Below are 14,376 nucleotides of genomic sequence, written 5' to 3'. Positions count from 1 at the left end.
GATTCCGGGCGCGCCCCGCCTGCGTTCAGCCTGTTATCCGGTGTGCCGCGTTTCCGTCCGGCTTTTCCGGAATCCCCAAACCCATCCGTAACTTCGTTCCGGGACTGGCCTGCCATCCATGTTTTATTCAGGAATGTCAGGGTTTTTCTGCGTCTCTTCATGCTCGCTCCCGACAATCCGGCCGTGTCCGGACAAGCCGGATTCGGGAGTGCGACTAACGACTGTTTTGCAACGGCGATGCCAACCCGATTAGCCCTGTATTACAGGCGTATTACGAAGATATTCCGATGCATCGCCATCCGGATTGCCCGGATGGGGCGGATGAGGCGGATGAGGCGGATGTGCCGGGTGAGATGGAGGAGATGGATGAGACGGATGCACGAATGTGGGGGGCGAGGGTGGCAGGATGCGCCCCGCCGCCAGCCCGACCGGCCCCACAGGCCCGACCGGTGAGGTCGCTTGACAGCCTCGCCGCGCCGGGCCTATCCATCTCCATTCAGGTGTCCCTGGGACTTGATAGGGAATCCCGTGCGAATCGGGAGCGGACCCGCCGCCGTAAGCCCGCGAGAACGCCTGCTCCCCCGAGCGCCACTGGACCACGGTCCGGGAAGGCCGGAGCAGGTCGGGCAAGCCGGAAGACCTGCCTGACGCGTCATCGGCCATGCCCGGAAGGCAACGGGGCTTTTGCCCTTCCGGGACCGGCGGCCACGTTCCGCGCGCCCGCGCACCCCATTCCGTCGCACCGCGCCCGGCACATCCGCCGGGCCCGCCGGACGCATGGGGCCGTGCCGGGCCGCGTCCCCGGTGCCCGCCGCCTCGCCAATTGCCCGCCTGCCTCTTCGGAGGTCCCCATGCTTCACGTGCCTGCCGGCATGCCCGCCACGCGGCGGGATGCCCTTTCGCGCGCCCTTGCGACGCCCCCCCTCTCCCGCATCCTGCCCCTGCCGCTGCCCCTGTCGCTGCTGGCGGCCCTGCTGCTGGCCCTGTGCCTGTCCCTGCCCGGCGCCGCCCTGGCCGGTCACGGCGGCGAACCCGCCCGCAAGGACGGCATCCTGCTGGTGGCCTTCGGCACCACGGTGGAAGAGGCCCGGCCCGCGCTGGACAACATCGAACGGCTGGTGCGCGCCGCCCATCCCGGCGCCGAAATCCGCTGGGCGTGGTCGGCCCGCAAGGCCCGCGCCTCGCTGATCAGCGAAGGCAAGCCCGCCGCCTCGCCCCAGCAGGCCCTGGCCGACATGGCCGAAGAGGGCTTCACCCACGTGGCCGTGCAGTCGTTCCACACCATCACCGGCGAGGAATTCCACGGCCTGCTGGCCACCGCCAAGGCCATGGAAGGGCTGCCCAAGGGGCTGACCCGCATCGCCGTGGGCCTGCCGCTGCTGGCTTCCACCGACGACGCCGAATCCCTGGCCGTGGCCCTGAAGTCGCTGCTGCCCAAGGAACGCAAGCCCGGCGAGGCCGTGGTGTTCCTGGGTCACGGCAACCCGCACCACCCCGCCGCGCTGAGCTACCCGGCCATGCAGTTCTACCTGACCAAGGCCGACCCGCTGGCCTTCGTCGGCGTGGTCGAGGGTTCCCCCTCGTTCGACGACGTGGCCAGGGCCCTGGCCGAACGCAAGGTGCGCACCGCGTGGCTGGTGCCGCTGATGGCCGTGGCCGGTGACCACGCCCATAACGACATGGCCGGTGACGATCCGGAATCGTGGGCCTCGCAACTGCGCGAACGGGGCATCACCCCGCGCCCGGTGCTGCGCGGCACCGCCTCGTCCGACTCCGTGGCGGCCATCTGGCTGCGCCACCTGGACGCCGCCCTGAAGCAGCTGGACCAGTCGAACCAGTAATGCACAACGCCACCGCGCCCCGGTCCGCGCCGCATCAGGCGGGGGCCGGGGCCGCGCGGCCGCGCCGCGCCCTTCGCAGCATCCTGCTGGCCGCCCTGCTCTGGGCGGCCACGGCAGTGCTGGCCTGCCTGTTCGGGCCGTTCCGCATTCCCGTGGACGACGTGCTGCGCGCGCTGGCCGAACTGGCGCTGCCCGGCGCGCTCACCGGCGGGGCCGACGCCGCGCCCGACGCCACCCACATGCTGGTGGTCACCCGCATCCGCCTGGCCCGAGTCTGTCTGGCCCTGCTGGCGGGCGGCGGGCTGGCCGTGGCGGGCACGGTGTTTCAGGGGGTGCTGCGCAATCCGCTGGCCGACCCGTTCACCCTGGGCGTGTCCGGCGGGGCGGCCTTCGGCGCGTCGCTGGCGCTGACCCTGGGCATCGGCCCGCTGGCCGCGTGGCTGGCCCTGCATCTGCCCGCGTTCGCGGCGCTGTCGCCGCAGGCCCTGCTGCCGCTGGCCGCGCTGGCCGGGGCGCTGGCCTCGCTGGGTGCGGTGCTGCTGCTGGGCGGCGCGGCGGGCGGCGGAACCTTTCGCCGCGAAACCGTGGTACTGGCCGGGGTGGTGGTGTCCACCGTGCTCTCGGCGCTGGTCTCGCTGGTCAAGGCGCTGGACGAGGAATCGGTGTCCAGCATCGTGTTCTGGATCATGGGCAGCTTGCAGGGGCGCGGTTGGGCGCACGCGGCGGTGCTGCTGCCGTGGCTGGCGCTGGGCCTGCTGCTGGTTCTGCCGCGCTTCCGCGAACTGGACATCCTGGCCCTGGGCGACGTGCAGGCCCGGCAACTGGGCATGGATACGGCCCGCGTGCGCCTGCAACTGCTGGTGGGCGCCAGCCTGATCACGGCGGGCTGCGTGGCGGTGAGCGGGGTCATCGGCTTCGTGGGGCTGGTGGTGCCGCATCTGGCGCGGCTGCGCCTGGGCGCGGCCCACGGGCCGCTGCTGGCGGCAGGCTGGTTCGGGGGCGGCGTACTGCTGGCCTGGGCCGACGTGCTGGCCCGCACCCTGCTGCCCGGCGGCGCGGAACTGCCCGTGGGCGTGGTCACGGCGCTGCTGGGCGGGCCGTTTTTCTGCCTGCTGCTGGTGCGCGGCGGACGCGGCCCGGCAGCCCGGACGGCGGCCGCGGCGGCGGAGGGCGCGCCATGATTGAACTTTCCCGCGTGCATGCCGGGTACGGCCGCCGGACCGACTCCCCCGGCGGAAGCGACGTGCTGCACGGCGTGTCCCTGTCCGTGGCCCCCGGCGAGTTGGTGGGCCTGCTGGGACCCAACGGCAGCGGCAAGACCACCCTGCTGCTGGTGCTGTCCGGCGTGCTGGCCCCGCGCTCGGGCTCGGTGACCCTTGACGGCGCGCCCCTGCACCGCATGCGCCCGCGCGAGCGCGCCCGGCGCATCGCCGCCGTGCCGCAACGGCCGGAGCACATCCCCGATCTGGACGCCCTGTCGCTGGTGCTTATGGGCCGCTACCCGCACACCACCCTGCTGCGCGGCTACGGCCCGGACGACCATGCCGCCGCCGTGGCCGCCCTGCGCGACACGGGCTGCGCCCACCTTGCGGCGCGCGGGGCGCGCACCCTGTCCGGGGGCGAACTGCAACGGGTGCTGCTGGCCCGCGCGCTGGCCCAGGGCGCGGACACCCTGCTGCTGGACGAGGCCACGGCCGGGCTGGACGTGGCCCGCGCGCTGGACATCCTGGACCTGCTGCACGCCCGCCATCTGGCCGGGGCGCGCATCGTGGCCGCCGTGCACGACCTGAATCTGGCCGCGCTGTACTGTACCCGGCTGATATTCCTGAAGCACGGCCGCGTGGTGGAAGACGGCCCGGTGGACCGCACCTTCACCGCCGCCGTGCTGTCCGAGGTCTACGAGGCCCCGGTGGTGGTCCGGCCGCACCCGGTCACCGGCGCGCCGCAGGCCAGTTACATGCCGGGTGTGCCGCTTTCGAAACCTGCATCGTCACTGTCCGGTTTTTCCGGACACGCTTCTCCCCTTTCCGCAACGCCCCCGGAGCCGTCCGGCGTGTCCGGAATTTCCGTACAGACTCCGCCCCTCCCCACGGAGGCACAGGATGACTGACCGCATGCATCCGTCCGTTCACCAGCACGCCACGGTCCCGGCCACGGCGCGCCCCCTTCGCCCCGGCCGGACGCTGGCCGTGGCCCTGCTCCTGCCCCTGCTCCTGCTGACCGTGCTTCCCGCCGCCCGCGCCGGGCAGCCGGACGGGCCGGTGTCCGTCACCGACGACACCGGGCGGGAGGTGCGCCTGCCCCATCCCGCCCGGCGCATGGTGGCCCTGTACGGGGCGTTCAACGAACTGCTGGCGGCCATGGACCTGACCGGGCGCATCGCCGCGCGCACCGCCGCCGACGAGGAACCCGCCGCCATCCGCCACCTGCCGGTCATCGGCACGCACATGCGGCCCAGCCCGGAAATGGTGACCGCCGTGGCCCCGGACCTCGTGCTCCAGATGGAGGGCCGCCGCGAGGCGGGCGAGGCCGTGGAAGGCTTGCGCGCGCTGGGCATTCCCGTGGCGGTGTTTCGCGTGGGCTCGTTCGACGAACTGTTCGGCGTGCTGCGCCGCGTGGGCGTCCTGACCGGCGAACCGGACCGCGCCGCCGCGCTGGAAGCGGCCCTGCGCGCCCGGCTGGACGCGGTGGCCGCGCGGGTGGCAGACCGCCCCCGGCCCACGGTGTTTTTCGAGGTGCGCCACCCCAACCTGCTGGCCGCCGGAGCCGACTCCATCGTCACCGACATCATCGCCCGCGCGGGCGGCCGCAACCCCGTCACCGCCCAAGGCCGGGTGGCCCGCCTGAGCGAAGAGGAATTGCTGCGCCTGAACCCCGACGTGTACCTGCTGCAACGCGGCCCCATGAACCCGGAACCGGAGCCGCCCGCCACCCGGCCCCACTACGCCACCCTGTCCGCCGTCCGGAACGGGCGCGTGCTGGGCGTGGACGAGGCCCGCTACTCCCGCCCCGGCCCCCGCGCCGTGGACGCCGTGGAGGAGCTTGCCCGGTACCTGCACCCCGATGTATGGGCTCCCACCCCGGCCACGACCGCGCCGACCGCGCCGACCGCGCCATAGCATCCTTCAAGAGGTTTTCCATGCCCGCCCCCAACGACGTTTCCCGCCCCGCCCCCAACGCCGCGCCCGCCGCCTGCGGCACCCTGTACGGCATCGGCGTGGGCCCCGGCGAACCGGACCTGCTCACCCTGCGCGCCGCCAACGCGCTGTCGCGGGTGCGCGTGGTGTTCGCCGCCTCGTCCACGCGCAACGACTACTCGGTGGCGCTGGACATCGCCCGGCCCCACCTGCCCGCCGACGCGCGCATCGAGGCCCTGGGCTTTCCCATGACCCGCGACAGGGCCGCCCTGGCCGCCGCGTGGGAGGCCAACGCCCGCGCCGTGGCCGACACCCTGCGCAAGGGCGAGGACGCCGCCTTCCTGACCCTGGGCGACCCGCTGATCTACTCCACCTTCGGCTACCTGCTGCGCACCCTGCGCCGGGTGGCCCCGGACCTGCCCGGCGACGCGGTGCAGGTGGTGCCGGGCGTCACCTCGTACCAGGCGGCCGCCGCCCGCACCCGCACCATCCTGTGCGAGGCGGACGAAACCCTGCTGCTGGTGCCGGGCGTGAACGGCATGGACAAGCTGGCCGCCGACGTGGCCGGAGCGGACAACGCCGTGATCCTGAAGGCGTACCGCAAGTTTCCGGAAATCCGCCGGGTGCTGGCCGAACAGGGCGCGGCGGAACAGGCGGTGTTCGTCTCGCGCCTGGGCCTGCCGGGCGAGTTCATCGCCCCCTCGCTGGCCGAGGCCCCGGACGCGCCCCACTACCTGACCCTGCTGCTGGTGCCCAAGGCCCGCAGCGGCAACGAGACCGGCGAAGCGTAGCCCCCCGGTTCCCCGTTCCGTTCCCGCAACAACGACGGGCCGCCCGGCATCGCCGGACGGCCCATTCCCGTGTGCATCATAATATATGGATGGTGCGCCGCTTGGGGTTGTTTCCAAATCAGGATTTTCGTTCGTTGGCAAGGAAAACAAGCCTGCCATGAGGGAGTATACTCTTCTCGTATTCGACCGACATGGCAGGCGAAGTTTGACGTAGCCAACGGGCGAAAGGACTATTTGGAAACAACCCCTACCCCTGCTTCAACTGCTCCACCAACTGCCGCAACTCCTGCCCCATGCGGGCCAGCTCGGCCACGGCCTGCGCCGACTGCTCCATGACTTCCGCCGTCTCGGCCGCGATGCGGTTGACCTCCTCGGTGCCCCGGTTGATCTCCTCGCTGGCCGCGGACTGTTCCTCCGCCGCCGTGGCGATGGCCCGCACCCGGTCGGCCGTTTCCTGCACCACGGTCACGATCACCCCCAGCGCATCCCCGGCCATGGTGGCCAGTTCGGTGCTGCGGCCCACGGACATGGACGCCTCTTCCATGCCCTGCACGTTCTCGCGCGACGAGCCCTGGATGGCCCGCACGGCGTCGCCCACCTCGCGGGTGGCGTTCATGGTCTTTTCGGCCAGCTTGCGCACCTCGTCGGCCACCACGGCGAATCCCCGCCCGGCGTCGCCCGCGCGGGCCGCCTCGATGGCCGCGTTGAGCGCCAGCAGGTTGGTCTGGTCCGCGATGTCGCTGATCACGTTCAGGATCTGCCCGATGGACTCGGCCCGGTCGCCCAGTTCGTGCAGGCTGCCCCGGAGCAGGGCGGTCTTGTCGTTGACGTCCTCGATGGCCTCCACCACCGAGCGCACGATGCCCTCGCCGTCCTCCGCCTGGCGGCGGGCCTTTTCCGCGTTGTCGGCGGCGGACGAGGCGTTGCGGGCCACCTCCATGACCGTGGAGTTCATCTCCTCCATGGCCGTGGCGGTTTCTCCGGTGCGTTCGCGCTGCACGTCGGCCCCCCGGCTGGCCTGCTCGATCTGGGCGGCCAGCTGCTCCGACGCGGAGCCCACCCGGTCCACGATGACTTCCAGCCGCGCGGCGGCCTGGTGCATGCCCTCGCTCCTGGCGCGTTCCGCCTCGGCGCGGGCGGCCTCGGCCTCGGCCATGGCCCGGCGGGCCTGCGCGCCCTGCTCCTCGGCCTCGCGGGTCTTCTGCTCCGAGGTGGCGATCATGTCCTTCAGCCGGTCCACCATGGTGCGCAAGGCGGTGGCCAGCGTGCCGATTTCGTCCGAGCGGGCCAGGTCCAGCCGCCGCGAAAGGTCGCCCCCGGCCACGGCGCTGGCGAATTCCACGCCCTTGCCCAGCGCGTTGGCGATGTTGCGCACGATGAAGAAGATCACCGTGCCCACCAGCACCAGAATGACCGTGGTGGCGGCCACGCTGACGTTGCGGATGGCCGCCACCGGGTCGCGGATGTCGCTTTCGTCCACGGTGACGCACATGATCCATCCGGTGGAGGGTTCTTCCATGAAATAGGCGAACTTGGTGATGCCCTGCCAGGGGTAGGCGATGCTGCCGGTGCGTTGCGCCAGCACCTGCTTGCCCCACTCCAGTTCGCTGATGTCGGTCTTGAGGATCAGCGAGGCGTCGGGGTGGACGATGATCTTGCCGGTGCGCGCCACCAGGAAGGCATAGCCGGTCTTGCCGATCCTGATGGGATTGATGAACTCCTTGGCATACCTGGCAAGGTCCACCGAACCGTACAGCACGCCCGCCACCTTGCCGTCCACCTGCATGGGCGCGGCCACCACGATCACGGGGGTGTTGGTGGTCATGCTCATGAGTGGCTCGGACACGGTGGCCTCGCCCTGCATGCCGCGCTTGAAGTAGTCGCGGCCGGAGCGGTTCTCCTTGCCCACGGATTCGTCCAGGTTGCTGGCCGCCACCACGCCGTCGGGCCCCAGCACGTTGACCACCTGGTACACGTCGTAGGTGGCCACCACCTGCCGCAACGCCTCGTTGGCGCGGCGGACGGCCGCGGCCCGGTCGGGGGCGGCAGGATCGCCGCCCGGCGGCGTCCGCAGCACGTCCAGCAGCACGTTGCGCGAGGTCTGCGTGGCGATGTCGCCGCGCTGGTCCTGAATGCGCCTGCCGAGTTCGCCCACGGCGGCGCGCACCATCATTTCCGACTGGGCCTTGATGGCGCTGTGCAGAGCGTTTTCCGACACGGAATAGGACAGCCACGAAGACACGGCCATGCCCGCCAGCACCAGCCCCAGCGTCGGCACGAGGAAGCGGTTGCGAAGATTCCAGCCCATGGAGCACCTCGCCCTGTTGCAGCCCTCCCCCGAGAGCATCGCATCAAAGCCCGAGTGTGCCAGCATACCATGCCGGCCGGGCAGGCGATAGCCCCGCGCCGTAAAAAATACTGCGCGGAAAACGGGATGGGGCCGGACGCCGCGTCAGGAACGGGTGGCGGCCATGGCGTCCAGGCTCCACGCGGTGGCCCGCGCCAGCACGTCGCCCATGGCGGTCTCGAAGGCTTCGGCCACCTGCGGCAGGCCGGACCCGGCGGCGGGGCAGTCACGCCCGATGGCGGTGAAGGCCACGATGCGCCCGGTCTTCAGGTCCACCAGGCGCAGGGCCAGTTCCACCTCCACCGTGGGCGCGGACGCGCCGCCCACCATGCGGGTGTTGAAGCGGCGCAGGTCGCTCATCAGCCGGTAGTCGGGGTAGATGCCCGCCGATTCCTCGGCCGCGCCGTCCAGACGCCCGTTCCGCTCGAAGGCTTCCACCAGCAGCCGCTGCACCAGGCGCGGCGCGGGGCTGGTCCACTTGGCCCCGGCATAGTAGCGCACCTCGCGCCCGGTCACGCCCCCCAGGACAAGGGCGATGCGGTCGGTATCCAGCATGCGGCTGGTTTCCGGCAGGGACACGGCCAGTTGCAGGGGCAGCGCGCCACCCGCACCGGGCGCACCGGGCGCGCCGGGCGCGGGCATGGCCGGGGCCAGCAACAGGTGGGTGGGCGCGGGGCCGGGGTCCAGCACGCGGGCGCAGCCGGACAGCGCGGCCAGCAGCAGGCAGGCCAGCGACAGCGAAAGCAGCAGCCCCCGGCGGGCGGAAAGAGGCGCGCGCCGATTGAATGCGTACGGGGCGAATGCGTACGGGTCGAATGCGCGCGTATGGGTGGCGGGCATCATCGGGCATCATACTCCGGTACGGGGTTGCCGAACAGGAAGCGGCGGGGGTCGCTTTCCACCTTGTGGGCCAGCCGGTCCAGCGTGGCCACCAGTTGCCGCGCCTCGGCCAGCAGGCGGCGCATGTCCTCCAGCCCTTCGCCGGAAAACTTGGCCACGCCCGGCTCGGCCCGGGCCACCAGCCCGTCCATGCGCCGGGCCATGTCGCCCACGGCGCGGGTGGAGTCGCGCAGGTCGGTGCGCAGGTAGTCGCGCATGTCGCCGGTGGCGTTCTCCAGCCCGGCGGAGGCGTTGGCCAGGCGCCGGGTGGTCACGTCCAGGTTGCCGATGATGCGGTCCATGGCGTCGGCCCGCGCGGCAAGGCGCGCCGTGAGCATGTCCAGCGATTGCAGGGTCTGGGCCAGGGCCCGGCGGTTCTCGTCGTCGGCCATGCCCGCGATGCGCTGGATCAGTTCGCGGCCGTCGGAAACCACGGCGGGCAGCCCGGCGAACAGGGCTTCCAGCCGCGAAAGCTGGGCGGGAATCACCGCCACATCCTCGCCGTCGTGCGGCTTGAGCAGCGGGCTGGTGGCCGTGCCGCCGGAAATCTGCACCACGGTCACCCCGGTGATGCCGCGCGCCTCCAGCGAGGCCATGGAATCTTCGCGCACCGGGGTGTCGGCCGCGATCTCGATGCGCACCTTGACCCGGCCGGGGTCGGTGGGGCTGATGGTGATGGCCTTCACCGTGCCCACCTTCACCCCGTTGAACAGCACGTCGTTGGCCACGCTGAGGCCGGAAACGTGCCCGGTGAAGTTGATGTCGTACTGCACCAGGTTCACGCCGCCGCCGCGCCCGGCCGTCCACAGGATGAAGGCCAGCGCCCCCACCACGGCCATGAGCGTGAACACCCCGACCAGTACGTAACTGGCTCTGATTTCCATGCGTTCTCCCTTGGAAACAGCCCCTAGCGTGTCCCGTCCGGGCCGCCATGCCCGGCGTGGCCGGACACCCCGGCGGCCACGCGCCCGCGCGGTCCGGTGAAATATTCGCGCAGCCACGGGTGGTCCACCCGCAGCAACTCGCCGATGGCGCCCACGGCGTAGATGCGCTTCTCGGCCAGCACGGCCACCCGGTCGCACACGGCGTACAGCGAATCCAGGTCGTGGGTGATCATGACCACGGTAAGCCCCAGCGCGGCGCGCAGGTCGGCGAGCAGCGCGTCGAAGGCCGCCGCTCCGATGGGGTCCAGCCCGGCCGTGGGTTCGTCCAGGAACACCACAGCCGGGTCCATGACCAGCGCGCGGGCCAGCCCGGCCCGCTTGCGCATGCCGCCGGAAAGCTCGGACGGGTATTTCAGCGCCGCCTCCGGCGCCAGGCCCATCATGCGCAGCTTCATGGCGGCCACGTCGTCCATGGCGTCGGGCGGCAGGTTGGTGAACTCGCGCAGGGGCACCTTGATGTTCTCGATGACCGTCAGCGAGGAGAACAGCGCCCCGTCCTGGAACAGCACCCCCCACTGGCGGCGCACGGCGCGGCGCGCGTTCTCGTCGGCGCGGGTGATGTCCACCCCCAGCACGCGCACGTCGCCCGCCTGGGGGCGGCGCAGGCCAAGGATGGTGCGCAGCAGCACGGACTTTCCCGAGCCGGATCCCCCGATGAGCCCCAGCACTTCGCCGGGCTGCACGTCCAGGTCGAGGTTCTCGTGCACCGTCACCGGGCCGAAGCGGTTGGCGATGCCCCGCAGCGAGATGATCGGCGCGCCCCCCACCCTACACCCCCAGCGACATGAACAGGATGGCGAAGCCCGCGTTGGCCACGATGACCAGGAAGATCGACTCCACCACCGCCTGGGTGGTTAGCCGGCCCACCGACTCCGCGCTGCCGGTCACCCGGAAGCCCTGGAAGCAACCCACGATGCCGATGATCAGCGCGAAGAACGGGGCCTTGACCAGCCCGGTGACGAAGTTGGTCAGCCGGGTGATCTCCTGGAAGCGCACGGCGAACGCGCCGGGCGAGATGCCCAGCGACAGCCACGAGGCGATGCCCCCGCCCAGCACGCCCATGAAGTCGGCGATGAAGGTCAGCACCGGCAGCATCAGCACCAGCGCCACCACGCGGGGGATCACCAGCACTTCCATGGGGTCCAGCCCCATGGAGCGCATGGCGTCCACCTCTTCGTTGGCCACCATGGCCCCGATCTGGGCGGTGAACGACGAGCCGGAGCGGCCCGCCACGATGAGCGCGGTCAACAGCACGCCCAGTTCGCGCAGGGTGGAGACCTCGATCAGGTTCACCACGAACACCTGCGCGCCGAAGCGGGTGAACTGCTCCGACCCCATGTACGCGGTGACCAGCCCGATGAGGAAGGTGAGCAGGGCCACGATGGGCACGGCCTGGATGCCGGTCTGCTCCATGTGGTGCACGATGGACACCCAGCGCAGCCGCCACGGGCGCGCCACGGACGCGGCCAGCGAGACCAGGAACATGCCCAGGAACCCCACGATGGAGCGGGCCTGCTCCAGTTCCTCGACGATGGAGCCGCCGATGGCGTGCAGCGCGCCCAGCACCGGCGAAACGCGGCGCTCGCGCGGCACCACGGAAATGTCGATGGCCCGAACCCGGTCCAGCAGCACGGACTGGCCGGGATCGGGCACGCGCCACGCCACCTGCGCCCCCGCCGCCGCCATGTTGGCCGCGGCCCGGCACAGCAGCTGCGCCCCGGCGGTGTCCAGGCGGGTCACCCCGGAAAGGTCCAGATGCACCACGGGGGCATCGCCCTGCACGCCGCAACTCTGGCATACCTCGGCGCAGCGGCGCAGCAGCCGGGCGGTCATGCGGCCGATGGAGCCCACCTCCCACGCGCCGGAAAAGGTGAACACCTGTTCGCGCGCGCAGGCTTCCGCCGCCCCGCCGTGGGCCGCGTCCATGTCCGGCGCGGCGGGCGCGCAGGTCAGCCCCGGCTCGTGCGGCCCGGCATGGGCGTCCGGGTCGGGACGCCGGTAGTCGCCCTTGAGGGTGGGTTCCCGGAACGGGGGGACGGTTTCGCGCATCGGGTCAATCTACCACGCCCCAAGGACAGCGCCAAGGGCTGCGGACCGGACGGGACCCGACGGGACTGGGCGGAACTGGACGGAACTGGGCGGGGCCGAATGGGGCCAAGGGGAGATGGAAGGGGGGCGGAGGGAACGCAAGCCGACATGCGCGCCGGACCGGAGAGCGGCCCGCGAACCGCGCCGCGCCATGCAGCCCGGCGGCAGCCAAACGCCAAGAGCCGCGCGGCCCGAGTCCGCGCGCACCATGCGAACCTTCGATGGCGACTCTCCGATGGCGGCGATGCGACGGCGACGGCTATTCCACGTCGTCGTCGTACCACTCGTGCTCGTAGCCGTCGGTGAGCTTGTAGCTGCGCACTTGCAGCAGCAACTCCCCGTCCTTTTCGCGCACCGTGCCCACGATCTCCACGTGGGCGTTGATGTGCGCCGCAAGGTCGGCCCCGGCACCGCGAGGGACGATGTGGAACTCGGTATCCCCGGCGGCCACGGCCACCTTGGCGGCCATGTCGTCGTGCCCCTTCAGGGTGAGCGGCACGATGTACCCCTGAATAGTCCTGATGCCTTCCATGGTGTTCACAAATGGCTCTCGCGCGAACGGGAAAGGGTCCGCCTTTCGGACCCACACAACACTGCGGAATATTACCCCTTTCCTGAAAACGCAAGCGTTTGGTGGGACCCGGTGTGCAAAAAATTTCCCGCGCGGAAAATTGCGTGCTATTCCATGATATTACATGTTCAATATTTCACGCGCCATGGCGCGGCGGGCAATCCCGGCCTGCCGGAACCGGTCTTGGGAGTTGTTTCCAAATTAGGATTTTCGTTCGTTGGCAAGGAAAACGAGCCTGCCATGAGGGCGTATGCGGCAGCCGTTATGCGAGTCTTCGAGCATTACGGATGGCGACCGCATCGCGCTCTTATCGTATTCAACCGAGCCGTAGCCGTTAGGCGAGCGCGCAGCGCGAGTCTTACGGATAAGGACAGCAACGCTATAGCAGGCAAAGTTTGACCGCGTTGCGCTCGATGCCCGTAAAGCTCGCAAGCTCGCTTAACGGGCACGCTTCGCGCCCTTCGGGTCGGTCAGCCAACGGGCGAAAAGACAATTTAGAAATAACTCCTAGATCCTGCGTCCCAGATACGCGGTATCCACGCCGTACAGGTGCGACGCCTGCGGCGCGGATTCCCCGTTATCCTCGTCCACCACCGAATAGCCGGTGACGTCAAGGGTGAAATAGCCGTCCTCGATCTGATTGGCGATGCCCGTCACCACCACTTCCAGCCCGTCCAGTTCCAGGTCGGTGACGCCCCGCAGCAGAAAGATGCGGTCGTCCATGGTTTCCAGCAGCGGGCCGTCGTCGGTGACCACCACCACGCCGGTCACCACCACCTCGGGGGTTTCCGGCCCCATGGTCATGCCCGCCGCGTGGGCCGCCGGGCTCACGAGCATCCAGTTCGACAGCAGCACCAACAGCGACAACAGCACCATGGCCGCAACCGCAGGCAGCCTGCCGCCCGCGCGCGCCGCCGCGCCGCGCATTCCTTCCTCCGTCCGCGCCATCATGATCCGGCCCTCTTCCTTAGACATCCGCAGACATCCGCCACGCCCGTCCTGCACGGGCTCTTTCCCTTCCGTCCCGTCCCGGCCGCAGTCCCCCGGAATCTCACCCCGCCGCATCCACCACCACGAAATCGCGCACCGTGAACAGCAGCCTTCCGTCGCGCGCCGCCAACCGGCCCGTGGCCGTCACCTTGCGGCGGCACAGGGCCAGCAGCGCCGGATGGTCCGCCACGTTGCCCACCACCAGTTCGCGCTCGCGGTCGTCGGCGATGAGCACGCCCGAAACCTCGTAATTCTCGCCCCAGGCATCCGGCAGCACGTAGCCGGTGACGGACACCAGGGATTCGCCGCCCCGGACCGGCTGCCGGGCCCCTGCCGCGCCAACGGCGCTGGCGGGCTCCCCAAGGCCCTCGGGAAGCCCGCCGCCCAGGCCGGGGACAGGGTGTTCGGGTGCGGCGGGCACAATGGCCGCGCCACTCCGGTCCTTGTGCGGGTGCTGCCGGGAATCCATGCCGCGCGCAGAGCACTTTCCGCGCCATATCGCCAAGTTGGCGCTGTTTCTAGACTTTTTGTATAGGCACGTCAAAAACAGGAATTTAAAATTCCTGTTTTTGCGGGTTGGCCGATCAATGCCCCCCGGATTCTCCGCCAGCCTGCCATTTCCGTATGCAATGTTTTATTGTATCATACTGTGTATAAATAACATATACAATAAACAGAACTTAAAATTCCGATAACCATAAACAAGACCTCGGAATTCTCCTTTCTTCACACCCGGCCCCCCCCGCCATAACGCCGCGCGCCGGTCACGGAAGAAATCCCGTGCCCGG

12 protein-coding genes, 1 pseudogene and 1 riboswitch are annotated in these 14,376 nt (G+C 70.3%); of the genes and pseudogenes, 5 read left to right on the top strand and 8 right to left on the bottom strand.

The features are described 5' to 3' along the window. Nucleotides 1-481 precede the first annotated feature (481 nt). Nucleotides 482-662, top strand: a riboswitch (cobalamin riboswitch). A gap of 189 nt (nucleotides 663-851) precedes the next feature. From V6B97_RS03790 to cobI, 5 genes and pseudogenes are all read left to right on the top strand, one after another. Continuing rightward, nucleotides 852-1,841 (top strand): sirohydrochlorin cobaltochelatase, encoded by a 990-nt coding sequence (locus V6B97_RS03790; protein WP_333505166.1) that lies wholly within the window; start codon nucleotides 852-854, stop codon nucleotides 1,839-1,841. Beyond that, nucleotides 1,841-3,022 carry a FecCD family ABC transporter permease gene (locus V6B97_RS03785; protein WP_333505165.1) on the top strand — a complete coding sequence of 394 codons (1,182 nt, stop codon included), beginning with the start codon at nucleotides 1,841-1,843 and terminating at the stop codon, nucleotides 3,020-3,022. The genes V6B97_RS03790 and V6B97_RS03785 overlap by 1 nt, the downstream gene beginning before the upstream one ends. Nucleotides 3,023-3,099: 77 nt before the next feature. After that, nucleotides 3,100-3,951, top strand: a pseudogene (locus V6B97_RS03780) (ABC transporter ATP-binding protein); the annotation flags it as partial. Beyond that, nucleotides 3,944-4,960, top strand: a complete 1,017-nt coding sequence (locus V6B97_RS03775; RefSeq protein ID WP_333505163.1) for an ABC transporter substrate-binding protein — start codon at nucleotides 3,944-3,946, stop codon at nucleotides 4,958-4,960. The pseudogene V6B97_RS03780 and the gene V6B97_RS03775, both read left to right, overlap by 8 nt. Nucleotides 4,961-4,980: 20 nt before the next feature. Beyond that, entirely contained in the window at nucleotides 4,981-5,769 is a 789-nt protein-coding gene (gene cobI / locus V6B97_RS03770) for a precorrin-2 C(20)-methyltransferase (protein ID WP_333505162.1), read from the top strand. Between the two features lie 247 nt (nucleotides 5,770-6,016). On the opposite strand, the gene V6B97_RS03765 is transcribed toward cobI, so the two are convergent. The 8 genes from V6B97_RS03765 to V6B97_RS03730 all read right to left on the bottom strand — a co-directional run bounded on the left by V6B97_RS03765 (nucleotide 6,017) and on the right by V6B97_RS03730 (nucleotide 14,057). Beyond that, the gene (locus tag V6B97_RS03765) at nucleotides 6,017-8,077 is read right to left on the bottom strand and encodes a methyl-accepting chemotaxis protein (protein ID WP_333505161.1); all 2,061 of its coding nucleotides are present in this window, start codon (nucleotides 8,075-8,077) and stop codon (nucleotides 6,017-6,019) included. A gap of 144 nt (nucleotides 8,078-8,221) precedes the next feature. After that, on the bottom strand, nucleotides 8,222-8,956 hold the full coding sequence (locus tag V6B97_RS03760; RefSeq protein ID WP_333505160.1) for an ABC-type transport auxiliary lipoprotein family protein: 735 nt from the start codon (nucleotides 8,954-8,956) through the stop codon (nucleotides 8,222-8,224). Next, nucleotides 8,956-9,879, bottom strand: coding sequence for an MlaD family protein (locus V6B97_RS03755; RefSeq protein ID WP_333505159.1), 924 nt, complete (start codon nucleotides 9,877-9,879; stop codon nucleotides 8,956-8,958). Before V6B97_RS03755 ends, V6B97_RS03760 begins: the two co-directional genes overlap by 1 nt. Before the next feature lie 23 nt (nucleotides 9,880-9,902). Continuing rightward, entirely contained in the window at nucleotides 9,903-10,706 is an 804-nt protein-coding gene (locus tag V6B97_RS03750) for an ABC transporter ATP-binding protein (protein ID WP_333505158.1), read from the bottom strand. Between the two features lies 1 nt (nucleotide 10,707). Further along, the gene (locus tag V6B97_RS03745) at nucleotides 10,708-11,988 is read right to left on the bottom strand and encodes an ABC transporter permease (RefSeq protein ID WP_333505157.1); all 1,281 of its coding nucleotides are present in this window, start codon (nucleotides 11,986-11,988) and stop codon (nucleotides 10,708-10,710) included. Nucleotides 11,989-12,286: 298 nt separating this feature from the next. After that, nucleotides 12,287-12,559, bottom strand: coding sequence for a hypothetical protein (locus tag V6B97_RS03740; protein WP_333505246.1), 273 nt, complete (start codon nucleotides 12,557-12,559; stop codon nucleotides 12,287-12,289). Between the two features lie 546 nt (nucleotides 12,560-13,105). Continuing rightward, a complete protein-coding gene (locus V6B97_RS03735; RefSeq protein ID WP_333505156.1) occupies nucleotides 13,106-13,549 on the bottom strand; it encodes a hypothetical protein in 444 nt (147 codons plus the stop codon). A 100-nt stretch (nucleotides 13,550-13,649) separates the two neighbouring features. Beyond that, on the bottom strand, nucleotides 13,650-14,057 hold the full coding sequence (locus V6B97_RS03730) for a hypothetical protein (protein ID WP_333505155.1): 408 nt from the start codon (nucleotides 14,055-14,057) through the stop codon (nucleotides 13,650-13,652). Between the last annotated feature and the right edge of the window lie 319 nt (nucleotides 14,058-14,376).

It is taken from the genome of Nitratidesulfovibrio sp. 1201_IL3209 (assembly GCF_036763125.1).
GTDB lineage: Bacteria > Desulfobacterota > Desulfovibrionia > Desulfovibrionales > Desulfovibrionaceae > Cupidesulfovibrio.
Note: the sequence above shows the minus strand (reverse complement) of the source record. Positions and strands in the feature narration are given on the sequence as shown.